Origin of the sequence: Luteimonas changyuni (assembly GCF_039548395.1) — a bacterium.
GTDB lineage: Bacteria > Pseudomonadota > Gammaproteobacteria > Xanthomonadales > Xanthomonadaceae > Luteimonas.
Genome location: NZ_JBCLUZ010000028.1, coordinates 26,687 through 51,362 on the forward strand (window position 1 = coordinate 26,687; position 24,676 = coordinate 51,362).

Consider the following 24,676-nt stretch of genomic DNA (forward strand, 5'->3'; position numbering starts at 1 on the left):
CTGTGGCGGGCTCCGGCGTGCGTGACCCCGGGGGCTTTTGTGGGAGCCGCTATAGCGGCGATGACGGCCATGCCAGAATCAACCGAAACGGAGGATTCAATGAAAGAGAAGGAACAGATCGTCGAAAACTGGCTGCCGCGCTACACCGGCGTGCCGCTCGACGGCTTCGGCGAGCACATCCTGCTGACCAACTTCGGCGGCTACCTGGGCCACTTCGCGCGCCTCACCGGCGCCGAGGTGGTCGGCATGGACCGCCCGATGCCGAGCGCCACCGCCGACGGCATCACCATGATCAACTTCGGCATGGGCAGCCCCAACGCGGCCACCCTGATGGACCTGCTGTCGGCGATCGCGCCCAAGGCTGTGCTGTTCCTGGGCAAGTGCGGCGGGCTGAAGAAGAAGAACCAGCTCGGCGACCTGGTGCTGCCGATCGCCGCCATCCGCGGCGAGGGCACCAGCGACGACTACCTGCCGCCGCAGGTCCCGGCGCTGCCGGCGTTCGCGCTGCAGCGCGCGGTCTCGACCTCGATCCGCGACGCTGGCCTCGACTACTGGACCGGCACCGTCTACACCACCAACCGCCGCGTCTGGGAGCACGATGCCGCGTTCAAGGAGCGCCTGCGCACCATGCGTTGCATGGCCATCGACATGGAGACCGCGACCATCTTCGCCGCCGGCTTCGCCAATCGCATTCCAAGCGGCGCGCTGCTGCTGGTCAGCGACCAGCCGATGATCCCCGAGGGCGTCAAGACCGAGGCCTCCGACGCACAGGTGAGCACGCGCTTCGTCGAGGGACACATCCAGACCGGCATCGAGGCGCTGCGCCTGATCCGCCGCCACGGCAAGTCCGTGCGCCACCTGAGGTTCGACGAATGAACGATGCAACTGCGCTGCCCACGGCGGGCGAGGTGGTCGGTTTCTGGCGCGAGGCCGGCTACGAGAAGTGGTTCCGCGGCGGCGACGCCTTCGACGAAGAGGTGCGCCGGTACCTGGAGGCCGCTCACTTCACCGCCGCGCGCCGCGAACTGGAAGCCTGGATGGACGACGCCGAAGGCGCGCTTGCCCTGCAGATCCTGCTCGACCAGGTGCCGCGCAACATCTTCCGCGGCAGCGCGCATTCCTACGCCACCGATCCGCTGGCCCTGCACTACGCGCGGCGGATGATCGAAGCCGGGCTGGACCAGGAGGTCGAAGAAGGCCTGCGGATGTTCTGCTACCTGCCCTTCGAGCATTCCGAGCGCATCGCCGACCAGGAAGACGCGGTAGCGCTGATGCGCGACCTGGGCGAGATGGCGCTCGACTATGCGGTGCGCCACTTCGACGTCATCGAGCGCTTCGGCCGCTTCCCGCACCGCAACCACGCCCTGGGCCGCGCCAACACCGCCGAGGAACAGGCCTGGCTGGACGCCGGCGGCGGCTTCTGAATCCGTGTGGGAGCGGCCATGGCCGCGATCGCCGCTGTAGCGGCTCCCACATGGACATCAGTAGCGCGGGATGCTGCCGTCGACGTGCTCGGACCAGGCGTCGATGCCACCTTCGACGCTGTAGACCTCGCGGAAACCGAGCCGGCGGAAATGCTCCGCCGCCTGCGCGCTGCGGCCGCCGTGGTGGCAGACGAAGGCCAGCACGGTGTCTTTCGGAAGGTCTTCCAGCGCGCCGGGGCCGTCGTCGAGGGTTGAATGCGGCACCGGCACGGTGGCCTGCGCGCGCTCGTCGGCCGGGCGCACGTCGACCAGGCGCAGGCTGCCGTTGGAGGCGCGCGCCTGGGCGTCCACCGGCGCCAGCGCGCGCACCGCGGGCGGCGCGTTCGGGTTCTCGATCACCAGACCCTTGCCGCGGGCGTCGTCGGCCCAGTCGACGATCAGGCCGTCGGCGCGACGCGCGGCGGCAACGTCCACCTGCACCGGGATCCCGTTGCAGTCCACGGTGATGGCGTTGGCATTGCGGCTGGCCAGCGCCAGCCGCGTGCGGAAGTTCGGGTCGATGTCGATCTGCACGGCCAAGTCGCCGCCGGCATCGTCGATGGCCTTGCGCAGCATCGGATGCGCGGCCGGGGTGATGGTGATGGCCGGCGGCGTGCGGTCCGGCGGCGGCAGGCCGACGGCGGCGTGCAGCTCGCCCGAGTTCGCCATCTGCTCGATGATGTCGCTGCCGCCGACCAGCTCGCCGCCGATGTAGAGCTGCGGGATGGTCGGCCAGTTGCCATAGGCCTTGATGCCCTCGCGGATCTCGCCGTCGGCGAGCACGTTGACGTGCGCGTAGGGCACGTCCAGCGACGTCAGCGCGGCCACCGCCTTGGACGAGAAGCCGCACTGCGGCGCCTGTGGATCGCCCTTCATGAACAGCACGATGCGATTGGCCTGGAGCAGGTCGTCGATGCGCTGGCGGAGTTCGGGGGCAAGGGACATGGCGTGCACCGCGGTGTTGTGTGTGGGCCGCATAGGGTACTCCCCGCGCCGCCGCGCAGCCTTGACCGGCATCATCGACACGCGACCCGGCCGGGTTTTTGTGGGAGCCGCTACAGCGGCGAATGCGGCAAGCCACCACAGCCGTGGTTCCCATGCCACCATCCCCCGATGCCTCGAAATTCCCGCGATTCCGGCGCTTCCCCGCTGCACGCCGTTCCCCGCCATCCCCATGCCTGGGCCTGGGTCGTGCTGCTGCTGCACGCCGCCGTGGCGCTGGCCTGGTGGCAGCTTGGCTGGCGCTGGGGCCTGCCGCTGCTGCTCGTGCTTCACCTCGGCTTCGTCTGGGGCACGTTGCGGCCCGGATCGAGGCTCTTCGGCCCGGTCGCGACCCGCTTCGACACCGCCGCGCCGGAGGTCTGGCTGACCATCGACGACGGCCCGTCGCCGGACACGGCGGCGATCCTCGACCTGCTCGATGCCCACGGCGCGAAGGCGACCTTCTTCCTCGTCGGCGAACGCGCACGGGCGCGACCGGAGCTGGTGCGCGACATCGCCGCCCGCGGCCACGGCATCGGCAACCACAGCCACACCCACCCGCAGGCCCGCTTCTGGGCGCTGGGCCCCGGCGCGATGCGCCGCGAGATCCTCGACTGCCAGCAGGCGTTGAGCGCGATCACCGGCGCCGCGCCGCGCTGGTTCCGGGCCGTGGTCGGCCACGCCAATCCCTTCGTGCACGCGCCCCTGCGCGAGGCCGGCCTGGCCCGCCTGGCCTGGAGCGCCCGCGGCTACGACGCCGTCGAATCCGACCCCGCGCGTGTCACCGGGCGCATCGCCTGCGACCTCGCACCTGGCGCGATCGTCCTGCTCCACGAAGGTGCCCCGCACGGCCGCAGCGTCGAGATCATCGCCGCGGTGCTTGGCGAGGTGCAGCGTGGGGGCTGGCGGGTGGTGGTTCCGGAGGGGTGAGGGCGCTTGATCCGGCAGCCCCGATCCCACGACCCGGCCGTCAGTCCCGTTCCGCCACGATCAGCCAGTTGTTGAACGGGGTGCTCCCGTACAGCGGGCGGAATGCAGCGCGCAGTCCCGCGCCACCCAGCCGCGATTCCAGCTCCGCGCGCGTCGGATAGCGCTTCGGCACCTCCTGCATCCAGCCGGCGAGGTGCGCCAGGCGATCGGTGATGCGCGTGGTGCGGCCGCGGCGCGTGTCGTCGCCCAGCCCGCTGCGGATCACCAGCCGCGCGCCGGGCGTCAGCATCGCCGCCGCGTCGGCCAGCAGCGCGCCCTGGGCCTCGGCGTCGAGGTACTGCAAGACGTCGAGGATCGCCACGCTGCCCGCATGCGGCGGCCAGCCGTCGGCCAGGTCGGCGACGTCGAAGCGCGCGCCTTCGGCCAGGCCGCTGCGCGCGGCGATCGCCCGGCCGCGACGGATCTTGTCGGCGTCGATGTCCACCCCGTGCCAGGGCATCGACTGCCCGTCCATGCGCAGCGCGTGCAGCAGCAGGCCCAGCCCGCAGCCGAGGTCGAGGACCGGCGCCGTAGTGCCGCGCAGCGCATCGAGCACGCCGGGATACAGCGGGTCGGTGCGCAGCTTGGACAGCGCGTAGAAATAGTCGTAGCGGTTGCCGAAGAAGCGCGGCGGCAGGAAGGCGCGCGCGATCGTGCGCGCCTCGCCGGGCGGGAATGGGGCGTCGGCGGAGCGTGCGGTCATGGCGTCGTCGTCCTTGGCGGCTGCAGCAGGCGGCGGGCGACCGGCAGGGCCAGGCGCGCCCATTCGGCATACAGGGTGGCGGAAGGATGCAGGCCGTCATCGGCCAGCATCGCGGGCTCGGCGCCGCGCGTGCGGCTGACCGGCGCGATGTCGACGAAGGCGACGCCGCGCGTCTGGCAGAGGGCGTGCGCGGCGGCGTTGTAGGCATCGAGTTCGCGCGCGATCGCGCCGCGGTCGCGCCCGGACGCGGCGCCGAACGGGGTCACGCCCCAGTCGGGGATCGACAGCGCCAGCACGCGTCCGCTGCGACCTCCGGCAAGGCCGATGCTGCGCTCGAGCAGCGCGGTGAACCCGCGCGCGTAGTCGTCGACATCGCGTCCGCGGTACTGGTTGTTGACGCCGGCCAGCAGGCTGGCGAAATCGAACGGACCCGGCGGGTCGGCGGCATCGATGGCAGCGTCGAGTTCGTCGGTGGTCCAGCCGGTGGCGGCGATGGTCAGCGGGTCTTCGAGCGCGATGCCTTCGGAACGCAGTGCGCGGGCGAGCTGGTGCGGCCAGCGGCCAGCGGGCTCGACGCCTTCGCCGATGGTGTAGGAGTCGCCGAGGGCAAGATAGGAGAGCGGCATCCCTGTCAGGCCGTCGCGGGATTGATCGCGGCTGTAGCCGCTCCCACAGGTGCCGCCTTCGTGGCGGCGCGGCGCGCCAGCACACGGTCGATGCGGCGGAACACTTCGCGCAGCTGCTCCGGTTCGGGCAGCAGGGTGACGCGGAAGTGGTTGCGGTAGGGGACGTTGAAGCTCGACCCGGGCACCACCAGCACGTGCTCGGACTCAAGCAGTTCGAGCGCGAAACCGTGGTCGTCGAAGCCCTGCGCCGCGGCACCGACCACGGCCGGGAACGCGTACAGCGCGCCTGCGGGCACGCGCAGCTCCAGGTGCGGGCTGGCCGCGCAGGCCTCGGCCACGATGCGCCGCGCCTCGTGCAGGCGGCCGCCGGGCGCGACCAGCGGACCGATGGTGTCCAGGCCGGACAGCGCGGCCGGCACCGCGAACTGCCCCGGCACGTTGGCGCACAGGCGCAGCGCGCCCAGCAGGTCGATGGCCTGGCGGTAGCCGCGTGTGGCGTTGGCATCACCCGACAGCAGCGCCCAGCCGATGCGCCAGCCGCAGGCGCGGTGCACCTTGCTCAGGCCGCCGAACGACAGGCAGGGCACGTCGCCGGCGATCGGCGCCAGCGGCTCGAAGCGCGCATCGTCGTAGGTGATGCCGTCGTAGATCTCATCGGCCATCAGCAGCAGGTCGTGGCGGCGGGCGATCGCGGCGATGCGCTCCAGCAGCGCGCGCGGATAGCTCGCGCCGGTGGGGTTGTTGGGGTTGATCAGCACGATCGCGCGCGTGCGCGGCGACACCAGCGCCTCGATCTCGTCGGGGTCGGGCAGGAAGCCGTTTTCCACCCGGCAGCGGTAGTACACCGGGCGGCCGTCGTTGAGGATGGTCGAGGCCGACCACAGCGGATAGTCGGGCGAGGGCAGCAGCACCTCGTCGCCGGGATTGAGCAGGGCGCGCAGGCTGATGTCGATCAGTTCGCTGACGCCATTGCCGATGAAGACATTGTCGGCCGAGGCGCCGGGGGTGCCGCGCGCGGCGTGGTGCAGGGCGATGGCCTCGCGCGCCGCCGGCAGGCCCTGCTGGTGCGCGTAGGGATCGGTGTCGTGGATGTGGTCGGCGATCGCGCGCTGCATGTGCTCCGGCGCGCGGAAGCCGAAGGCGCCGGGGTTGCCGATGTTGAGCTTGATCAGCACGTGGCCTTCGGCCTCGAGCTCGCGGGCGCGGCGCGCGAGCTCGCCGCGGATCTCGTAGCGCACCTCGGTCAGGCGTTCACGGGTGGCGAGCGGCGGCTTGGACATGCGGGACGGTCAACGCGGGCGGACGGCAGAGACTAGCGGAATTGCCGATGTGAGTCGCCGACGCCGAAGTGCGGGCATTCCGGGACGGCCGTGGGCGGCTGCGGCTCCAGCAGCAGGGCCATCAGGCTTTGCGCCGCGTGGCGGGCGGCCTTGTCCAGCTCCGCGGCGGGCGTGGTATCGCCCACCTCGTAGGTCACCGTTGGCGCGCCTAGGCGGCAGAACGCCCAGTTCTTGAACACCGGCGAGCGGGCGGTGGATGGCTTTTCCTCGATGTCGAAACCGGCCTGCATGGCCGTGATCCACGCGTGCAGCACGCCGCCCGGCGCGCGCGATGGATCCTCGGTCACGGTGTAGAACACGTCGCGGAAGGTGGAGTGGAAATCGATGGCGAAGGCCACGCGGCCGGCGTCGATGCCGCGGGCGTCCAACAGGTCGCGCAGCGCGCGCGTTTCCGGCTGCGCGAATGGCCCCCAGTCGCGGTTGAGGTCGACGCCGTTGGCGTTGCCGCGCCAGTGGCCCTCGACCACGCCGTCCGGGTTCAGCAGCGGCACCACGAGCACGCGCACCCGTTCGCGAAACGTGCGTGCCTGCGGCGTGTCCGCGGCCAGGGACTCTATGAATCCGGTCAGCGCCTGGGTCCCGGTGTTCTCGGGTGGATGCTGGCGCCCGAGCACCAGCAGCACCGGTGCGTCGGTGTCGGCAACGGCGCCGAACTCGAAAACATGCAGCGGGCGGCCCTGGACCGAACTGCCGAAGGTGCGTGGCTCGACACCGAGCCGCGCGGCGACGTCTGCCGACCACGCCTCGAAGTCCCCGGGCAGGAACGGCGGCTGTGCCGACACGTGCAGCGCGCCCGTTTCGAGCTGCAGCTGCAGATGGGCGACGCCGTCGTCATCGACCCGGTACTCGTCGCCACCGGCCTCGCGCCACTCCTGGCCGTCGGCGCTGAGCTTGGGCACGTAGCGGTGGCGATGGCCGTGGGCATAGGCGAAGCGCAGCTCCAGCGTGCGCGGCGAGTCGGCGTGGATGCGGAAGCCATACCAGGCGCTGGGATTGACCGGCTCCGTTTCCGGGGCGATGTCGATGCGGTAGCGGCCTTCACCCAGGCGCTCCACGCCGGACAGCCGCGCCGCGGGCAGCAGGTTGTCGAAGCGGATGCCGTCCGCGTCGAAGCGCCAGGCCTTTCGGACCTGGACCGCCACCTGCGGTACGTCCGCCGGAGCGGCGGCGGGCGGCACGGAGGCCGCCGCCTCCGGCGGATCGATCGGCTGGTGCGACGCACAGCCGGCCACGAGCAACGCCAGCGCGGCGGGCAGCCAGCGGGCGGCGCGCGTGGCCGCGTGGCCGCAGCGGTGCCGGCGATCTTCGGTGGAAGGCGTCATCTGGAATCCAGTCGGGGGCAGTGACGCGCGATGGTCGCAGGCGCACCAAGGGCTGCCAAGCCGGCAGCGCTGGCGGGCGCTAGAATCGCGGCCATGATCTTCCATCGCCCCAGCGTTTGAATCCCGCCCCCGCCGCCGAACTGCAGGCCATCGGCTGGCGGGCCGGCATCGATCCGCGCTGGCAGGAGGCGATGGACGCGCATCCGCAGGCGCGTCCTGCGCGGGTGGTCGAGCAGCATCGCTCGGGCTACGTGGTGGCCACCGGTCCCGACGACGGCGTCGCGGTGGAGTCGCTGCCCGAGTGGCAGCGGCCGGTCGGATACCGCAAGGGCACGGTGGCGCCGGAAGACCGACCCGCAGTCGGAGACTGGGTGCTGGTCGAGGACGGCAAGCGCATCGTCGCCCTGCTGCCGCGCCGCAGCGCGATCAAGCGCGGCGCCGCCGGCGAGCACTACCGGCAGCAGCTGATCGCCGCCAACGTCGACGTGGCCTTCGTGGTCTGCGGGCTGGACGGGGACTTCAATCCGCGCCGCATCGAGCGCTACCTGCTGCTGGTGCAGGGCAGCGGCGCGCAGCCGGTGGTGGTGCTGACCAAGGCCGACCTGCCGGGTGCCGACCCGGCCGCGGCGCACGCTGCGCTGGCCGCCATCGAGGCCCTGGGCGTGCCTGCGGTGGCAGTGAACGCGAAGGACGCGGCGGCGGTCGCGGCGCTGTCGCCCTGGCTGCGTCCGGGCGACACCGCCGTGCTGGTCGGAAGCTCCGGCGCCGGCAAGTCCACGCTGACCAACACCCTGCTCGGCAGCGACCGGATGAAGACCGCCGCTGTGCGCGAGCACGATGCCCGCGGCCGCCACACCACCACCCATCGCGCGCTGCTCCCGCTGGCCACCGGCGCCTGCCTGATCGACACGCCCGGCATGCGCGAACTCAAGCCCACCGGCGAGGAAGAACTCGCCGACGGCGGCTTCGCCGACATCGAGGCGCTGGCGGCGCAATGCCGGTTCCGCGACTGCGCGCACGGCCGCGAGCCCGGCTGCGCGGTGCGCGCCGCGATCGCCAGCGGGGCGCTCGACGAAGGCCGCTTCCTCAACTACCTGAAGCTTGGCGGCGAACTCGCCGCCGCCTCGGACCGCCTGGCCTCGCGCCTGGCCGACCGGCAGGTCGCGAAGCTGCCATCGCGCACTCCACAGAAACGGCCGGACGACCGGTCCGGCAAGCGCTGAGGCGTGGACGCCCGGTCGCCCGAGCTCGCAGGCCACGCCGCGCTCGACGCGCGCATGGTCGCGGCGGCGCGCGGGATCCGGGTGCTGACCTTGGCAAGCTGGCCTGCGACGGTGCAGCAGGAGTTCCTTGCCGGCCTTGCGCAGGGCCGGCTGCGGCTGCCGCGGGTCGGCTATCCCCGCCATGACTTCAGCGATGCCCGCCGCGAACTGCAGGCGATCGTGGATGCCGCCGACCCCGCGCATCCGCTCGGTCGCTACCTGGTGGACTCGGCGCGGCAGTGGGACGTGGCCGCGCGCATGCTCGAAGCGCTGGGCACGCCCGCGGCCGGTGCGCTGTCGGTGGCGCTGTACGGCCGGCCGGACGACCCGCTGCCTGGCGGCGGGCCGAGCACGCGCGAGGCCGCGCGCCATTTCATCGCCATCGCCAACGAGCTCGACCGCGAACTGCTGGCGCCGGAGGAGCAGGTCGCGATCTCCGCCACCGCGCTGCAGCTGCAGCTGCAGAACGCGCTCGACGCCTTCTTCGGCGGGCGCGTGGTGGCGGTGGAGCTGGACCCGGACATGATCGCCAAGGCTGCGGCCGGCGCCTACCGCATCCGCCTGCGCACCGGCGCCGCCTACACCGACTACGACCGCCGCCAGCTGCTGCACCACGAGGCGCTGGTGCATTCGCTGACCGCGCTCAACGGCCGCTCGCAGCCGCTGCTGCCGAGTCTGGCGATGTCCTCGCCGCGCATCACCGCCACCCAGGAGGGCCTGGCGGTGCTGGCCGAACAGATCACCGGCAGCATCGACATCGAACGCATGAAGCGCATCAGCCTGCGAACCGAGGCCATCGCGATGGCGATGGAGGGCGCGGACTTTCTGCAGGTGTTCGGCTACTTCCGCGACGCCGGCCAGGACGCTGCGGAAAGCTTCTCCTCGGCCCAGCGCGTGTTCCGCGGCGTGCCGGTGACCGGCGGCGCGGCCTTCGCCAAGGACACGGTCTACCTGCGCGGGCTGGTGGAGGTGCACACCTTCTTCCGCCACGCGCTGCGCGACGGCCGCCTGCGCCAGTGCCGGCGCCTGTTCGCCGGCAAGATGACGCTTGACGACGTGCAGGCCTTCGATCCGCTGTTCGATGCCGGGGTGTTGGCGCCGCCGCGCTGGCTGCCCGACTGGGTGGCGCGCGCGAACGGCCTGGCCGGACAGCTGGCGTTCTCGCTGTTCGCAAACCGGATCCGGCTGGACCGGCTGTCCGGTGTCGCCGCGCCGGGCAGCGCTGCCTAGGCCCCGCCCGGGCGCGTGTCGCGCAGGGCCTTTGCAAACACCACCAGGAAGCGGCGCGCGGCCTCCGATGGCGGGCGGTCCTCGAGGTGCACGCACTGCACCTTGAAGCGCAGCGGCGGCGAGAACGGCCGGTGCGAGGTGGCGGGGCCCGTGGCTGCGCGCGCGGTGAACTCGTCCACCACCGCCACGCCCACGCCGTGGCGCGCCAGTTCGGCGGCGATGTAGAAGGTCTGGTTGGAAACCACTTCGTTGACCGTGATGTCCTGGCGCTGGAGCTCGCGGTTGAGCAGTTCGCCCACCGGCCCGCCCGTGGTCAGGCCCACCAGGTCCTGGCCGTCGAGGATCCGCAGCGGCACGTGCTCGTCGACGCCGGGAAGGGCCGCAGTCTGGAATAACAGCATCAGCTCCCCGGTGTCGATGTCGCGACGTTTCATTCGTGGGTGCATGGGCGGGTCGTAGGCGATGGCGATGTCGCAGCTGCGTTCGTACAGTGCCTGGAACAGCGCATCGTGGTGCAGCGTCTGTACGTCGAAGGTGACGTCCGGGTGGCGCGCACGGAAACGCGCAATCGCCAGCGGCGCGACGTGCAGCCCCAGCGAAGGCACGACCGCCAGGCGGATGCGGCCGCCGGCGAAGCTGCGCAGGTTGCCGACCGTCTTCTGCAACGAAGTCAGCCGGTTGAAGACCTCGGAAACTTCGACGAACAGCTCGTGTGCCTGGTCGGTGGCGACCAGCCGCCCGCGCACCAGGCGAAACAGCTCCAGCCCCAGCTGCTGCTGGGTGTGCTGCAGCACCTTGCTGACCGAGGGCTGCGAGACGTGCAGCGCGCGCGCGGCGGCGCTGATGGAGCCGGAGGTATAGACGGCGTGGAAGACTTCGATCTGGCGAAAGCGCATTGTCGGCCGGCACTCCAGGGTGGCACCGTCATGATCGCCGCCGGTTGCCCGTATGTCGCGTGACTAAGGTTGTGCAACGACGCCTTCGCGACGCGGGTCGGCGGCGCCCTGCAGGACGCCGTCGGTCCAGGCCACGCCGTGCAGGCCCGAGTCCTCCCCGGCGCCCGCGACGATGTCGATGCCGCGCCCGGACAGCGCCGCGCGCAGCGCCGGGGAAAAAGCGCCGGCCTCACCGTTGAAGCGTTCGCCGCGCGCGACCAGGTTGGGCAGCGCGACCGCCTGTTGCAGCGGCAGGTCCCAATAGAGCCATCCGACCAGGGCCTTGGCGACGTAGGCGGGAATCGCGTTGCCGCCCGGCGAGCCGATCGCGCCGACGAAACCGCCGTCGCGGTCGAGCACGATCACAGGCGACATCGATGAGCGCGGGCGCTTGCCGGGTGCGATCGCGTTGGCGGCAGTCGTGCCCGGACCCCAGGAGAAGTCGGTCAGCTGGTTGTTGAGCAGCATGCCGCCGACCACGCGCCCGGAGCCGAAATAGGATTCGATGGTGGTGGTCATCGACACCGCGTTGCCCGCGGCGTCGACGACGACGAAGTGGCTGGTGCCGGCGGGCTCGTGGGTGGCGTCGGCCCCGTGCGCGGTCGCGGCGGGCGGCTGGCCATGCGCGGGCCGGCCGGTGGCGGCATGCGCGCCGATCAGCGCGCGGCGCGCAGCGACATAGTCCGGATCAAGCAGGCCCGCTACCGGCACCTGCGTGAAGCGCGGGTCGCCGACGTAGTGGTCGCGGTCGGCGTACATCAGGCGGCTGGCTTCGGCGAAGAGGAACCAGGCCTGTGGATCGTCGGGGCCGCGTTCGGCGATGTCGGTGCCGTCGAGCAGCAACATGAGCTGCAGCAGGCCGACGCCGCTGGCGGGCGGCGGTGCCGCGCAGATCACCCAGGCGCGCAGGGGACGGCAGATGGCGTCGCTGCGTTCGGCGCTGCCTTCGCGCAGGTCCGCCAGCGTCATGCGCGCGCCGTGCGGCGGCTGCGCGACGCGCGCCACCAGTGCGTCGGCCAGCGGCCCCGAGCGCAGGGCATCGGCGCCGCGCACGGCTATCGTGCGCAGGCTGGCGGCATAGGCCGGATTGTGGAAGGTGTCGCCGACGCGTAGCGGGGTGCCGTCCGCTGCGGCGAACAGCGCCACCACGTCGGATGCCCCTGCCTGCGGAAACGTGCCGGCGATGTGGCGATGCAGGCGCGGCGTCACCGCGAAGCCCTGCTCGGCCCGCGCCGCCGTGGATTCGAACAGCGTGGACCAGTCCAGCAGGCCGTGCGCGGCGTGTGCGAGCTCCAGCGCGTGCAGCGCGCCGGGTACGCCGGTGGCGTGTCCGCTCAGCATCGCGTCGGCGCGCACCAACATGTGCCCGTTGCCGTCGGTGAACATGCCGGGCACGGCGGCCGCTGGCGCGCGCTCGCGGCCGATCCAGCTGTCCACCCGGCCCGAGTCCGCGTCGTAATGCAGCACGATCGCGCCGCCCAGCAGGCCCGAGCTCTGCGGCTCGACCAGGCCCAGCATGGCCTGCACGGCGATGGCGGCATCGATCGCGCTGCCGCCACGGCGCAGCACGTCCACGCCGGCTTCGGTGGCGAGCGGGTGCGCGCTGCTGACCAGGCCTGCCGCGGGCGTGTCCGCCACGGCGGCCGGCGGTGGGGGCGCGGGTGTGCCGGCGCCTGCGCCGGTGCCGCAGGCGACCAGGCAGAGCACGGACAGCGAGGCAAGCGCGCGGTATGCCGTGGAGAGCGATGCGTGCAGCAGGGACGAGGTCAAGGGCAGGTTCCTGCGGAGGCCGGCGACGGGTGCGTCGCCGGCGGGAGGAGGTCCCGAGGCTATCGCGATCGCACGCCGGGCGCCCCACGCTTTGCGGAGGTGTCCGATAACGCCAGGTTATGGCCGCGCCCATAGCCCCGCCGCATACCCGTCCGCAGGAAAGCTGGGCGACAGCCGGGCCGGCCTCGGGCAGTGTCGAAGCGCTGCCCCGCCGACAAGGAGACCACCACATGCGCAGGCAATCCAGGCTGTTCCGCGTGGCGCTGTTCGCGCTCTGCCTGGCCGCCGGCTCGGCGGCGCCAGCGCAGACGCGGCAGTTGCTCAACTACGAACAGATCCACAAGCCCGTGGTCGCCGAGGGCGGCATGGTCGTCAGCCAGAGCGCGCATGCCAGCAGAATCGGGGCGCAGGTGTTGCGCGATGGCGGCAACGCGGTCGACGCCAGCGTGGCGATGGCCTTTGCCATGGCCGTGACCCTTCCGCGCGCCGGCAACATCGGCGGCGACGGCTACATGCTGGTCCATCCCGCGGGAGGGGCCGCCGCGGTCGCGATCGACTTCCGCTCGATGGCGCCCGCGCTGGCCACGCTCGATGCCTACATCGATGGGGACGGAACCCTGAAGGGCCACTCGGCCGGCATCCGCGCCGCGGGCGTGCCGGGCACCGTGGCGGGTCTGGCGCTGGCGCACGAAGCGCACGGCCGCCTGCCCTGGAAGCAGTTGCTGCAGCCCGCGATCCGACTGGCTGCGGATGGGATGGTGCTCAGCCGCGACGAGGCCTTTGCGCTGGACTGGGGCCGGGAGCGACTGGCGCGCAGCACTGCGGGCGCGAAGGTCTTCCTGCACCCGGACGGATCCGCGCTGCGCGCGGGCGAGCGCCTGGTGCAGGCCGACCTGGCCTGGTCCCTGCGCCAGATCGCCGAACACGGCGCTGATGCGTTCTATCGCGGCGCGATCGCCGAGCGGATCGACGCCGGCATGCGCGCCCACGGTGGGCTGCTGCGCAAGGCCGACCTGGCCGCGTATCGCGCCATCGCGCGCGAGCCGCTGCGCGGCAGCTACCGCGGCTATGCGCTGCTGACCATGCCGCCGTCCAGTGGCGGCGGGCCGGGGATCGCGATGACGCTCAATATCCTGGAGCACTTCGACCTGGCGACGATGGGAGCAGGCTCCGCCGATGCGCTGCACGTGCTGGCCGAGGCGACCAAGCGCGCCTGGCGCGACCGTCGGGCCCACGCCAACGATCCGGCGGCGTCACCCGTGCCGCTGCAGGGCTTTGTTTCAAAGGCCTATGGCGCGGCGCGGGCGACGGAGATCGCGATGGACCGGGCGACGCCTGCGGCCGCGGTCGACGCGGGCGACATCTGGGCCCATGAAGGACCGGACACCACCCATTTCTCGGTGGTCGACGACGAGGGCAACGCGGTCAGCACCACTTACACCATCGGCGCCGACTTCGGCTCAGGGGTGATGCTTGAAGGCACGGGTTTCCTGCTAGGCAACCTGATCGGCAACTTCTCGCTGCAGGCGCAACTCGATGCCGCCCGCGAGGGCCGCGAGCCGCCGGCGAACGCATTGCGGCCGGGCAGCCGCCCGGTGTCGAGCATGTCGCCGACGATGCTGCTGCGCGATGGCCGGCCGTGGCTTGTGACCGGCAGTCCGGGCGGCAACACCATCCCGGGCACGATCGTGCAGATGATCGTCAACGTCGTCGACTTCGACATGAACATCGCGGAGGCGACGTCGTTCCCGCGCATCCACCAGCAGGTCACCGCGCGTGGCGAGCTCGACATCGAGCGCGGGTTCAGTCCGGACACGCTGCGCATCCTGCGCGAGCGCGGCCACGAGCCGGAGCAGGGACAGACCATCGGCAGCACGCAGACGCTGCTGTTGGAGGCGTCCCACGTGGAAGGCGCGGCCGATCCCCGGCGCCCGGGCGCGGCTGCCTTCGCGCAGTAGGCGCGCAGGCATAACCTCCCGCTATGGGATGGGGCAGAAAAACGAGGGCTGGCGAAACGGCAACGCCGCTAAAGTCGAATAAGGGGAGCGCGCCTGCGCGCCGGTTTGATGTCTTCGGAGGGAACACCACATGCACCATCGCCTGACCAAGCCGACGCTGCTCAGCGTCATCCTCGGCGCGACGCTCCAGAGCATGGCGTTTGCACAGCAGCAGGATGTCGCGGAGCCGGATACGCCGCCGCTGCAGACAACCGCCACCGCCACTGCCACCGCAAAGGAGCTGGACGCCGTCGTGGTCGTGGGCAGCCGGCTTGCGAGCACGCGCACCGAGGGGCCGTCGCCGGTCCTGATAATGGACGAGGAGAAGATCGAGGCGACCGGCGCGATCTCCGGCGACGAGCTGCTGCAGTCGATCCCGCAGGTCGGCGACATGATGTTCAACAACGCCGACACCTCGGCCAACCTCAACGCCGCGCGCGGCGATGTCGGCTCGATCAACCTGCGCAACCTCGGCACCGGCAACACCCTGCTGATGGTGAACGGGCGGCGCATGGTCCCGCATCCGGGCACGCAGACCGAGGCGCTGGTGCCGCGGCAGACCGCCAACATGAACGCGATTCCGCTGTTCGGCACCCGCCGGGTGGAGACCCTGCTCGGCGGTGCGTCCGCGCTGTACGGATCCGATGCGGTGGCCGGCGTGGTCAACGTGGTGCTGGACACCCACTACCAGGGCTTCCAGGTGCAGGGCCAGTACGGCGGCTCCGAAGACGTGGACTTCCGCCAGGGCAACATCAACTTCAAGGCCGGCAAATGGTTCAACGATGGCCGCACGCGGGCCACGGTAGTCGGCGGCTGGACGCACCGCACCGATCTCCCGGCCACCGAGCGCGACTACAGCGCCAACATGGACCGCCGCGCGCAGATGGACGGCACCGACTTCGAGGGCGTCACCGCCTTCGACGACCGCATCACCGGCACCGCATGGGGCGTGTTCCAGACCATCGACGGCGTGCGCGTGTACGATGCCGACAACGGTTCGATCACCAGCGCCAGCGGCTATTTCCACATCGACCCTGTGGGCCACCACGGCTGTACCGCGCAGATCACCGACGATGTCTGCGTCAATTCCGGCGCGCAGAGCACCGACGCCGACCGGCCTCTGCGCTTCAGCCCGAACCACCAGCGCAACATCCTGGGCGAGGTCGACCGCATGAACGTGTTCGGCACGCTCGAACACGATCTGGACGACAACTTCGTCGCCTTCGCGGAGCTGGCGTACTACGAGTCCCGCTACAAGGGCATGCGCGAGCAGGCGGCGGCGCTGGGCGCGGCGCCGATCATCGTGTCGAAGACCAACTACTGGAACCCGTTCGGCGCCATGTACCTGCCCGACGGTTCGCTCAATCCCAACCGCCTGGCCGGCATCGACGCGCCGGAGGAGGGGCTGGACGTGCGCATGACCAGCTTCCGCGCCACCGACACCACGCGCCCGTACACGGTCGATGACGACCAGTACCGGTTCCTGGCCGGCGTCCGCGGCATGGTGGGCGGCTTCGACTGGGAAGGCGCGGTGCTGTACTCGGAGGCCAACACCACCGACACCCAGCACGGCTCGATCAGCAGCACGCTGTTCACCGAGGCCCTGGCGTGGAGCACGCCCGATGCCTACAACCCCTTCCACGGCGGCAACCTCGCCGACTGGGGCGCGCCGCCGGATTCCGCGCGCAACCAGGCGGCGATCGACCACTTCACGGTTCCCGTGGTCCGCAAGAGCAAGGCGACGCTGTTCCAGGTCGATACCCGCTTCATCCGCGAGGACCTGTTCGCGCTGCCCGCCGGCCACGTCGGGGTCGCCTTCGGCGCCGAGTGGCGCCGGGAAACCCTGAAGGACGACCGCGACCCGCGCTTCGACGGCACCATCACCTATACCAACCCGATGAACGGTGCGATCACCAGCGACGTGCTCGGCGCCAGCCCGTCGGGCGACAACTCCGGTGACCGCGACGTCGGTTCGCTGTACGCCGAGTTCGCGATCCCGCTGGTGTCGCCGTCGATGGGCGTGCCGCTGGTGCGCGCGCTGGACCTGCAGGTCGCCGGGCGCCACGAGCGCTACTCGGACTTCGGCGGCGTCACCAAGCCCAAGGTCTCGCTGGCCTGGGACATCGTCGACGGCCTGATGGTCCGCGGCAACTGGTCGGAGAGCTTCCTCGCGCCCAACATCCTGCAGCTGTACGCCGAAGGCACCACGGTCAGCAACAGCCGCACCGACTACTACGTCTGCGAGGCCGACATCCGCAACGGCACCATCGACGGCGTGCACCGCTGCGGCCGCAGCTACAGCACCATGGCGATCCGCAGCGGCAACCGCGACCTGCAGCCGGAGACGGCGGAAACCTGGTCGGCCGGCGTCGTGTTCCAGCCGCGCTTCCTGCCCGAATCCACCCGGATGACGTTCACCGCCGACTACTTCGAGATCCAGCAGGAAGACGTGATCGGCATCCTGGGCGAGGCCACCCAGCTGGCGCTGGACTACCTGCTGCGCATGGAGGGCTCGTACAACCCGGCGGTGGTGCGGCTGGAGCCCGACCAGGCCCGGATCGACCTGTTCGACGGCACCGGGCTGGCGCCGGTGGGCATGGTCGACTACGTGGATGACGTCTACATCAACCGACTGCCGCGGACCACGCGCGGCATCGACTTCGGCGTCGACTGGCGCCTGCGCACGGACAATGCCGGCACCTTCTACTCCAGCCTCAACGCGACCCGCCTGATCGAGATGTCGCAGGACCCGACCGAGGACGAGCTGCGCATCATCGCCGCCCAGGAAGCCGGGGTCATCGATGACAACTTCGACATCCGCAACGCCGGCAACCTGCTGGGCGTGAACGGCAAGCCGGAGTGGCGCGCCACCTTCAGCGCCTCGTGGCGCAAGGGCGGCTGGGGCCTGGGCACCTTCGTCAACCACACCGACGCCTTCGAATCGACCGGCGCGGTCTCCAACCTCGGCAATTACTACCCGGTGCCGAGCTGGACGACGACCAACCTCTGGGCCGAGCATCGCTTCAGCGGAACCGAGGGCTTCCTCGATGGCACCCGCATCCGCCTGACGGTGCGCAACATCGGCGATCGCCAGCCGCCGCTGACGCCGAGCGCGCTGGGCTATTCTTCGCTGCACAATGCGCTCGGGCGCGGTTACTACCTGACGGTGACCAAGTCCTTCGACTGATCGCCGTCCACGCGCGCGCCGCCGCCATGGATGGCGATGGCCTGGCGCACGGTCCCGGAATCCCCTCGGAGGCACCATGAAGCAACGCAGCAGGGCCGGTCGCGCCCTGGCACTGTTCGCCGTCGTCCTGGCCTGCTGCGCCTGGCTGCCGTCCGCGGCGGCCGGGGGCATCGAGGACCGGCTGCGCGGGCTGATGGACGAGCACGGCACGGTAGGCCTGGCGGTGGTGGTGGTCCGCGACAACGCCATCGTCTACAGCGGCAGCCTGGGCTGGAAGGACCTGGAGCGGCAGGTTCCCCTTGAACAGAATGACGCCTTCCGCATCGCCTCCATCTCCAAGTCCTTCGTGGCCACCTCCATCCTGCAGCTGGTGGAGCAGGGCCGCCTGTCGCTGGACGACGAGGTTGGCGGCCTGATCGGCTTCCCGGTGCGCAACCCGGCGTTCCCGGAGCGCCCGGTCACGCTGCGGATGCTGCTCAACCACACCTCGTCGATCACCGACGGCGAGCAGTACGGCAGCCTCGATGCCATCGATCCCGGAGCAGGCGGCGCGTGGCGGGAGCGCTATGCCGACCGCGCGCCCGGTGAGCGCTACGAATATTCCAACCTCGGCTACAACATGGCCGGCGCGATCGTGGAACGCGTGTCCGGCGAGCGCTTCGACGCCTACGTCCGCAAGCACGTGCTCCAACCGCTCGGCCTCTGCGGTGGCCACCTGGTGGACGCTTTGGACCGGAACCGTATCGCCTGGATCTACCGCTGGCGTGAGGGCGATGGCTTCGTGCGTTCGGAGGCGGCCTACGCGCCGCTGGCCGAACGCCTGCAGGGCTATGCCATGGGCCGCGACGCCCCCCTGTTCTCGCCCACGGGCGGGCTGAAGATCCCGGCACCGGACCTGGCGAAGTACATGCTGATGCACATGAACCACGGCCAGTGGAACGGCGTGCGCATCATCAGCCCGGCGAGCGCGGTGGCGATGCAGACGCCCACCGTCGCCATCGACGGCGGCAGCGGCGGCTACGGCCTGGCCATGCGCACCGACCGGACCCTGGTGCCCGGGGTGGTGCTGACCGGCCACACCGGATCGGCCTACGGCCTGTACAGCTCGATGTTCTTCGATGCGGAGAGGAAGTACGGCTTCGTCGTGATCACCAACGGCAGCCGCGGCGAGGAGGCGTTGCGGACGGCGGTCAACCGGGCGCTGCACGAGCACTTCATCGCCGGCCTTGAGGAGACGCCGGCCGCGCCCGTCGTCTCCGGCGCGGCCACGATGGACGCGGCGGGCATGGTCGACATCCGCAGCCTGGTGCCGGACATGTCGCAGGCGATCGCCTATGCCGGCAGCGACAACTTCGTCGGCGCGCCGGTGGACGGCTACGAAGCGCCGCGCTGCTGGCTCAAGCGCGAGGCGGCCGAGGCGCTGGCGCGGGTTGAGGCCTCGCTGCGCGAGCGGGACATGCGCCTGCACATCTTCGACTGCTACCGCCCGGTGCGCGCGGTGACGCACTTCATGCGCTGGGTCGGCGATGCCGGCGACGTCGCCACCAAGGCCACCCATTACCCGGACCTGGACAAGCAGCAGCTGCTCGACGGCTACATCGCGGAGGTTTCGGGCCACAGCCGCGGCCACACCGTCGACCTCACCGTGCTGCGCTGCGACGATCGCGGCCTGGACTGCGCGCCGCTGGACATGGGCACCGGCTTCGACTTCTTCGGCACCCGCGCCAATACCGATTCGCCGGAGGCCAGCGCGGAGCAGCGCGCCAACCGCCACCTGCTGCGCGACGCGATGGCCGCCGGCGGCTTCGCCAACTATCCGATGGAATGGTGGCACTACAGCTTCCAGACCGGCATTGTGCCGGGGCCGCTGTACGACGTGCCGGTCAACTGAAGAAGTTGATGAACCCGGTGATGATCAGCGCGTTGCTGAAGTCGATGAAAAACGCGCCCACCAGCGGCGCGACCAGGAACGCGCGCGGCGCCGCGCCGTAGCGCTCGACCAGGGTGCGCATCACCGCCATCGCGTTCGCTGTGGTGCCGAGCATGAAGCCGATGAAGCCGCCACCCATCACCGCGGCGTCGTAGTCGCGACCCATCATCCGGAACACCACCAGGCAGAACGCCGCCACCATCGCCACCTGCAGGCCCAGGTTGACCAGCAGCGGCATCGCCAGGCCGGCCAGTTCCCACAGCTTGAGGTTCATCAACGCCACCGACAGGAACAGCGCCAGGCTCACGTTGCCGATGAGGTCGGTGGTCGGCACCGACATGCCGATCCAGCCGGTGGCGTCGTCGATGTTGCGGATCACCGCGCCGACCAGCATCGCGCCGACGTAGGCGGGCAGGGTGATGCCGGTGGTCGAGATCAGGTCGCTGACCCAGCTGCCCAGCCACATCGCCACCAGGATCACCACAATGCTCTTCAGCGCGCCGTATTCGCGCTGGGCTTCGGTCAGCGGCGGGCCGGCGGCCTGGAGGTCCTCGGGCGAGGTGTGGTCCTGCGGCCGCGAGGACACCAGTTTGAAGCGCCGGATCAGCACCGTGATCACTGGCCCGCCGATCAGTCCGCCCAGCACGATCCCGGACATCGCCGCGGCCACCGCGATCGATTCCGCGCCTTCCACGCCGGCCGCTTCGAACAGCGGCGCGAACGCCAGCCCGGTCGCCGGGCCGCCGGTCAGCGTGGTCGAGCCTGCGAGGACGCCGAAGAGCGGGTGCAGGTCGAAGCCCATCGCCACCGCCATGCCGAGCAGGTTCTGCGCCACCGCGAACACGGTGGCCAGGGCCAGGAACACCATCACCTGCTTGCCGCTGATCTTCAGCAGGCGCAGGCTGGCGTTGAGGCCGATGGTGGTGAAGAACGCGATCATCAAAGGGCTCTGCAGCCCGGTGTCGAGCACGAACAGCGTCGTGCCGCGGTCATGGGCGATCCAGGCCGCGATCGCGAACACCAGTCCGCCGATGACCGGCGGCGGCAGGTTGTAACGACCGAGCACGGGGATCACGCGGCACAGCGCATAGCCAATGAACAGCGCGATGCCGGCGAGGGCGAGGGTCTGGACGGCGTCGAGTTGCAGCATGGCTTCCTTCTCGGTCTCAGGCCGCCCGCGGGTGGCGGGCGGTGCTCAGGGGCAGGTGCCCGGAGGCGGACGATGCTGGAGCATGCGGCCCGGCAGGGCATGTGCCGCATGGCCCTCGTCGATCACCGGTATTCCGTTGACGAACAGGTGCACGACGCCCGTAGACAGCACGTCCGGCCGGATGTAGTCGGCCTTCGGCGCGTAGGCCTCCGGGTCGAACACCAGCACGTCTGCGAATTGCCCGGCGCGCAGGAAGCCGCGATCGGCGATGCCGAACGTGGTCGCGGTCAGCCCGGTGGAGCGGTGGATGAAAGCGGCCAGGTCGATCACACCCTCACCCACGACGAAGCGCGCGTACTTCTCGGGAAAGGTCGCGTACTGGCGCGGATGGCCATCGCCGCCGTCGGAGGCGGTCAGCACCCAGGCTTGGCGCATGAGCAGGTCGACGTCATCGCGGCGCATGTTGAACGAGGCGATGCGCTGCGCCGAGCCGGTGCGCCCGGTGCCGCCTTCGCGGATGATGCGCAGCGCGGCTTCGACAGGGTCGAGGCCGGCCTCGACGGCGAACTGCTGCAGCGTGCGCGCACTCCACGGCCAGCCGGTGCCGGTCATCAGGATCGCGTCGGCACCGCCGCGGCGCTTGAGGTTGTCGCGGATGCCGTCGCGGATGCGGGCGGCAGTGACCGGGTCGTCGAGCCGCTCGAACAGCGCCGGACGCCCGCCGTCCACCGCCCAGCGCGGCAGCAGCGCGGCGCCAAGGCTGGTGGAGGAGGCCAGCCACGGATACTGGTCGGCGGTCACGCGCTGGCCTTCGGCGCGCGCGCGCTCGATGCGCGCGACGATGTCGCCTGCGCTGCCGTGGACGTCCGCGCCCAGCGCCTTGATGTGCGCGATGTGCACCGGAAGCCGTGCGCGCCGGCCGATTTCCAGCACTTCCTCGATCGAGCCCATCAGGCCCAGCGAGTAGCTCGATTCGTCGCGCTGGTGGGTGTCGTAGATCCCGCCGCGGACGCCGGCTTCGTGCGCGAGCGCGACCACCTCGTCGGTCGAAGCGAAGCTTTGCGGCGCGTAGAACAGGCCGGCGGAGAGGCCGAAGGCGCCCTCGCACATCGCGTTCGCGACCAGGCCGCGCATGCGCGCCAGCTCGGCGTCGTCGGGTGCGCGTGCATCGTGCCCGAGCACGCGTCGGCGCACGGGGCCGAGGCCGACGTAGGCGGCGACGTTGGTGCCGGTGCCCGCGGCTTCCAGCGCCGCGCGCTCGGCGGCGATGTCCGGTGTGCCGCCGCCGTCGATGCCGATGAAGATCGTGCTCACGCCCTGGTGCAGCCAGGGCAGGAGGCGCCGCATCGCCGGATCCTGCGAGCGCAGGTAGGTGTCGGGATGGGTATGCGGGTCGATCAGCCCCGGCGACACCACGTGGCCGCTGGCGTCGATCTCGCGCGCCGCGCGGTAGCGCCGTCGCAGGCCGGGTCCGACTTCGAGGATGCGGTCGCCGCGGATCGCGATGTCGGCGCTCCGGCCGGGCCCGTCGCCACCGTCGAACAGCAGGCCGCCGTGGATCAGGGTGTCAGCTTCATTCCTGGCCTCGACTGCGGACGGCTGCTGCGGCTGCGGCCGACTGGCGCATCCGGCGAGCAGCAGCAGGCAGGCAACCATCAGGCCGCGGGCGGCCCTCATGCGGCGTGCGCGTCCCTGGCGCGAGTGCCGCCACCCCACAGCGCCGGTGCCGCGGGCTGCAGCAGGCCGTCGCGCATGGCCACGCCGCCGGCGTGGTCGTCTTTCAGCCACAGCGGCCCGTCGAGGTCGACGAATTCGGCGTGGCGCGCGATGTGCCACGCCGGCGCGATCGCAAGCGAGGAGCTGATCATGCAGCCGACCATGATCTCGAAGCCCTGCACGCGCGCCGCATCCAGGAGTTCCAGCGCGCCGGTGAGGCCGCCGGTCTTGTCGAGCTTGATGTTGACCACCTGGTAGCGCCCGCGCAGGCGCGCCAGGTCGTCGGCGGTGTGGCAGGACTCGTCGGCGCACAGGCGCGTGACCGGTACGAATCCGAGCAGGGCGTCGTCCTCGCCGGCAGGGAGCGGCTGCTCGACCAGGTCGATGCGGGCCTCCGCAAGCACCGCCTGCATCGCCTGCAGCAGTTCGAAGGACCAGCTTTCGTTGGGATCGACGATCAGGCGTGCACGGGGCAGCACGTCGCGCACGGCGCGGATCTGTGCGGCGGGATCGGTGGCATCGACCTTGATCTTCACCAGGTCGAGGTGGGCGAGCGCGCGCGCCGCCTCGGCCATGCGTTCCGGCGTGTCGAGGCCCACGGTCTGCGCGCAGACCAGGGGCGGGACATCGGGCTGGCCCAGCAGCGACGCGACCGCGGCCGCCTGCTGCTGCGACTCGAGGTCCCAGAGCGCGCAGTCCAGGGCATTGCGCGCTGCGCCCGGGGACAGCAGTTCGCACAGTCCGCGCCGGTCCAGGCCGCCGGCGATGGCCGGGGCCAGCAGCGACGCCTGGTCGATCACCGAGGCCACGCTTTCGCCGTAGCGCGCGTAGGGCATCGACTCCCCGCGGCCGGTGCATCCGCCGCGGCTGACCGTCGCCACCACCACTTCGGCCGAGGTGCGCGTGCCGCGCGAGATCCGGAAGGGCGTTGCCAGCATGTGGCTGGCATGCGCCAGGCTCAGCACGGCACCGATTCCAGCAGCCGGTCGACGATCCGCGCCACGCCGCCGCGCATCGGGTCCTGTGCCGGCAGTCCGAGCAGGTCCTCGGCCTCGCGGCAGGCGCGCTCGGCACCGGCCGGGTCGAGCTTCGAGGTGTTGAGTGCCAGGCCGACCGCGACCACGCCGGGACTGGTCAGCCGCGCCGCGGCGAGGTTTGCTTCCAGCGTGGCGGCCAGGCCGGGCAGCGGGTAGTGGCGGAGGCCGCGCATGTGCGGGCGGCCGGGTTCGTGGCACAGCACCAGTGCGTCGGGCTGGGCGCCGTGCAGGAGGCCCAGCGACACACCCGCGTACGAGGGATGGAACAGCGACCCCTGGCCTTCGATCAGGTCCCAGCCGCCATCGTGGCGCTCGGGCGACAGCCATTCGATGCCGCCTGAAATGAAGTCGGCGACCACCGCGTCGATCGGGATCCCGCGCCCGGCCACGAAGATGCCGGTCTGGCCGGTGGCGCGGAAATCGGCGGCCAGGCCGCGGCCGCGCATCTCGGTTTCCAGCGCCAGCGTGGTGTACATCTTGCCGGTGGAACAGTCGGTGCCGACGGTCAGCAGCCGGCGCCCGGCGCGCTTCGCGCCGTTGCCGACCGGCGTGGCCGGCGGGGTGCGGGCGTCGAACAGGTGGCGACCGTTGCGGCGCGCGGCCTCGACGATCTCCGGGTGCGAGACCAGCCGTTCGTGCAGGCCCGAGGCGACGTTCATGCCGGCATCCAGCGCCGCGATGATGTCCGCGACCGAGTCCGCGCCCAGCCGCCCGCCGGCATTGGCCACGCCAACGATCATGGTGTTGGCGCCGGCGGCGCGGGCCTGGGCGAAGTCCATGTCCGGCACGTGCACGCTGGTCCTGCATTCCGGCCCGCGGAACTGGCCCACGCACCATTCGGGCCGGAACTGCACCAGCCCGCGCGCGGTTTTGGCGGCAAGGTCGTCCGCCGCGTTGCCCAGGTACAGCAGGAACGGCGGCGGCCAGCGCGATGCGTCCGTGGCGGCGGTGGATGAGGCGGAAACGGTGGCGGGCATGGCCTGGTGCGTCCTGTGCGGCCCGGCTGGGCAGGGGGAGTTCCATCTTCGGTCCTGGGCATATGTCCCGCCATTGAAAAG

The 24,676-nt window shown here is 71.2% G+C and carries 19 protein-coding genes; 8 read left to right on the forward strand and 11 right to left on the reverse strand.

Translation table 11 applies throughout. From position 1 onward, the window contains the following. Positions 1–99: 99 nt before the first annotated feature. Together WCD84_RS10725 and WCD84_RS10730 are read left to right on the forward strand one after the other, a co-directional pair. Positions 100–876 carry an AMP nucleosidase gene (locus WCD84_RS10725; RefSeq protein ID WP_343255920.1) on the forward strand — a complete coding sequence of 259 codons (777 nt, stop codon included), beginning with the start codon at positions 100–102 and terminating at the stop codon, positions 874–876. Then, positions 873–1,424, forward strand: a complete 552-nt coding sequence (locus WCD84_RS10730) for a DUF924 family protein (protein WP_343255919.1) — start codon at positions 873–875, stop codon at positions 1,422–1,424. Before WCD84_RS10725 ends, WCD84_RS10730 begins: the two co-directional genes overlap by 4 nt. 57 nt (positions 1,425–1,481) lie before the next feature. On the opposite strand, the gene grxD is transcribed toward WCD84_RS10730, so the two are convergent. Continuing rightward, entirely contained in the window at positions 1,482–2,408 is a 927-nt protein-coding gene (gene grxD / locus WCD84_RS10735; RefSeq protein WP_343281359.1) for a Grx4 family monothiol glutaredoxin, read from the reverse strand. Positions 2,409–2,576: 168 nt separating this feature from the next. On the opposite strand from grxD, the gene WCD84_RS10740 reads away from it, so the two are divergent. After that, positions 2,577–3,374, forward strand: coding sequence for a polysaccharide deacetylase family protein (locus WCD84_RS10740; protein WP_343281360.1), 798 nt, complete (start codon positions 2,577–2,579; stop codon positions 3,372–3,374). 40 nt (positions 3,375–3,414) lie between these two features. Here the strand turns inward: WCD84_RS10740 and WCD84_RS10745 are convergent, their stop codons facing one another. From WCD84_RS10745 to WCD84_RS10760, 4 genes are read right to left on the reverse strand one after another with little or no spacing between them, the layout of a single operon-like run. Next, positions 3,415–4,116, reverse strand: coding sequence for a methyltransferase domain-containing protein (locus tag WCD84_RS10745; protein ID WP_343281361.1), 702 nt, complete (start codon positions 4,114–4,116; stop codon positions 3,415–3,417). Next, positions 4,113–4,742, reverse strand: a complete 630-nt coding sequence (locus WCD84_RS10750; protein ID WP_343281362.1) for an SGNH/GDSL hydrolase family protein — start codon at positions 4,740–4,742, stop codon at positions 4,113–4,115. Before WCD84_RS10750 ends, WCD84_RS10745 begins: the two co-directional genes overlap by 4 nt. A gap of 5 nt (positions 4,743–4,747) precedes the next feature. Then, positions 4,748–6,022, reverse strand: coding sequence for an aminotransferase class I/II-fold pyridoxal phosphate-dependent enzyme (locus WCD84_RS10755; RefSeq protein ID WP_343281363.1), 1,275 nt, complete (start codon positions 6,020–6,022; stop codon positions 4,748–4,750). Positions 6,023–6,054: 32 nt separating this feature from the next. Then, positions 6,055–7,404 carry a M14 family metallopeptidase gene (locus WCD84_RS10760; protein WP_343281364.1) on the reverse strand — a complete coding sequence of 450 codons (1,350 nt, stop codon included), beginning with the start codon at positions 7,402–7,404 and terminating at the stop codon, positions 6,055–6,057. Between the two features lie 116 nt (positions 7,405–7,520). On the opposite strand from WCD84_RS10760, the gene rsgA reads away from it, so the two are divergent. After that, on the forward strand, positions 7,521–8,627 hold the full coding sequence (gene rsgA / locus WCD84_RS10765; RefSeq protein WP_449280103.1) for a ribosome small subunit-dependent GTPase A: 1,107 nt from the start codon (positions 7,521–7,523) through the stop codon (positions 8,625–8,627). Between the two features lie 54 nt (positions 8,628–8,681). Beyond that, positions 8,682–9,896 carry a flavohemoglobin expression-modulating QEGLA motif protein gene (locus WCD84_RS10770; RefSeq protein WP_343281375.1) on the forward strand — a complete coding sequence of 405 codons (1,215 nt, stop codon included), beginning with the start codon at positions 8,682–8,684 and terminating at the stop codon, positions 9,894–9,896. Here the strand turns inward: WCD84_RS10770 and WCD84_RS10775 are convergent. Further along, a complete protein-coding gene (locus WCD84_RS10775; RefSeq protein ID WP_343277248.1) occupies positions 9,893–10,792 on the reverse strand; it encodes a LysR family transcriptional regulator in 900 nt (299 codons plus the stop codon). The genes WCD84_RS10770 and WCD84_RS10775 overlap by 4 nt on opposite strands. A 63-nt stretch (positions 10,793–10,855) precedes the next feature. Beyond that, positions 10,856–12,601, reverse strand: coding sequence for a gamma-glutamyltransferase family protein (locus WCD84_RS10780; protein ID WP_343281365.1), 1,746 nt, complete (start codon positions 12,599–12,601; stop codon positions 10,856–10,858). A gap of 230 nt (positions 12,602–12,831) precedes the next feature. Here WCD84_RS10780 and ggt point away from each other — a divergent pair, with 230 nt between their 5' ends. From ggt to WCD84_RS10795, 3 genes are all read left to right on the forward strand, one after another. After that, entirely contained in the window at positions 12,832–14,559 is a 1,728-nt protein-coding gene (gene ggt, locus WCD84_RS10785) for a gamma-glutamyltransferase (protein WP_343277250.1), read from the forward strand. 130 nt (positions 14,560–14,689) lie between these two features. Beyond that, positions 14,690–17,785, forward strand: a complete 3,096-nt coding sequence (locus WCD84_RS10790; protein ID WP_343255909.1) for a TonB-dependent receptor domain-containing protein — start codon at positions 14,690–14,692, stop codon at positions 17,783–17,785. 76 nt (positions 17,786–17,861) lie between these two features. Continuing rightward, on the forward strand, positions 17,862–19,676 hold the full coding sequence (locus WCD84_RS10795; protein ID WP_343281366.1) for a serine hydrolase: 1,815 nt from the start codon (positions 17,862–17,864) through the stop codon (positions 19,674–19,676). Here the strand turns inward: WCD84_RS10795 and gltS are convergent. The 4 genes from gltS to dgcN are packed head-to-tail and all read right to left on the reverse strand — an operon-like array spanning position 19,669 to position 24,595. Further along, positions 19,669–20,865: a sodium/glutamate symporter gene (gene gltS / locus WCD84_RS10800; protein ID WP_343277252.1), complete on the reverse strand. Its 1,197-nt coding sequence runs from the start codon at positions 20,863–20,865 to the stop codon at positions 19,669–19,671. The genes WCD84_RS10795 and gltS overlap by 8 nt on opposite strands. Positions 20,866–20,910: 45 nt before the next feature. Next, entirely contained in the window at positions 20,911–22,542 is a 1,632-nt protein-coding gene (locus WCD84_RS10805; RefSeq protein WP_343281367.1) for an N-acyl-D-amino-acid deacylase family protein, read from the reverse strand. Further along, a complete protein-coding gene (gene dgcA / locus WCD84_RS10810) occupies positions 22,539–23,546 on the reverse strand; it encodes an N-acetyl-D-Glu racemase DgcA (protein WP_343279622.1) in 1,008 nt (335 codons plus the stop codon). The genes WCD84_RS10805 and dgcA overlap by 4 nt, the downstream gene beginning before the upstream one ends. Next, a complete protein-coding gene (gene dgcN / locus WCD84_RS10815; protein WP_343281368.1) occupies positions 23,540–24,595 on the reverse strand; it encodes an N-acetyltransferase DgcN in 1,056 nt (351 codons plus the stop codon). Before dgcN ends, dgcA begins: the two co-directional genes overlap by 7 nt. Positions 24,596–24,676: the final 81 nt, after the last annotated feature.

Coding starts and splice junctions, on each gene's coding strand:
- WCD84_RS10725 (WP_343255920.1), top strand. CDS start 100: ATGAAAGAGAAGGAACAGATCGTCGAAAACTGGCTGCCGCGCTACACC.
- WCD84_RS10730 (WP_343255919.1), top strand. CDS start 873: ATGAACGATGCAACTGCGCTGCCCACGGCGGGCGAGGTGGTCGGTTTC.
- grxD (WP_343281359.1), bottom strand. CDS start 2,408: ATGTCCCTTGCCCCCGAACTCCGCCAGCGCATCGACGACCTGCTCCAG.
- WCD84_RS10740 (WP_343281360.1), top strand. CDS start 2,577: ATGCCTCGAAATTCCCGCGATTCCGGCGCTTCCCCGCTGCACGCCGTT.
- WCD84_RS10745 (WP_343281361.1), bottom strand. CDS start 4,116: ATGACCGCACGCTCCGCCGACGCCCCATTCCCGCCCGGCGAGGCGCGC.
- WCD84_RS10750 (WP_343281362.1), bottom strand. CDS start 4,742: ATGCCGCTCTCCTATCTTGCCCTCGGCGACTCCTACACCATCGGCGAA.
- WCD84_RS10755 (WP_343281363.1), bottom strand. CDS start 6,022: ATGTCCAAGCCGCCGCTCGCCACCCGTGAACGCCTGACCGAGGTGCGC.
- WCD84_RS10760 (WP_343281364.1), bottom strand. CDS start 7,404: ATGACGCCTTCCACCGAAGATCGCCGGCACCGCTGCGGCCACGCGGCC.
- WCD84_RS10770 (WP_343281375.1), top strand. CDS start 8,682: ATGGTCGCGGCGGCGCGCGGGATCCGGGTGCTGACCTTGGCAAGCTGG.
- WCD84_RS10775 (WP_343277248.1), bottom strand. CDS start 10,792: ATGCGCTTTCGCCAGATCGAAGTCTTCCACGCCGTCTATACCTCCGGC.
- ggt (WP_343277250.1), top strand. CDS start 12,832: ATGCGCAGGCAATCCAGGCTGTTCCGCGTGGCGCTGTTCGCGCTCTGC.
- WCD84_RS10790 (WP_343255909.1), top strand. CDS start 14,690: ATGCACCATCGCCTGACCAAGCCGACGCTGCTCAGCGTCATCCTCGGC.
- WCD84_RS10795 (WP_343281366.1), top strand. CDS start 17,862: ATGAAGCAACGCAGCAGGGCCGGTCGCGCCCTGGCACTGTTCGCCGTC.
- gltS (WP_343277252.1), bottom strand. CDS start 20,865: ATGCTGCAACTCGACGCCGTCCAGACCCTCGCCCTCGCCGGCATCGCG.
- WCD84_RS10805 (WP_343281367.1), bottom strand. CDS start 22,542: ATGAGGGCCGCCCGCGGCCTGATGGTTGCCTGCCTGCTGCTGCTCGCC.
- dgcN (WP_343281368.1), bottom strand. CDS start 24,595: ATGCCCGCCACCGTTTCCGCCTCATCCACCGCCGCCACGGACGCATCG.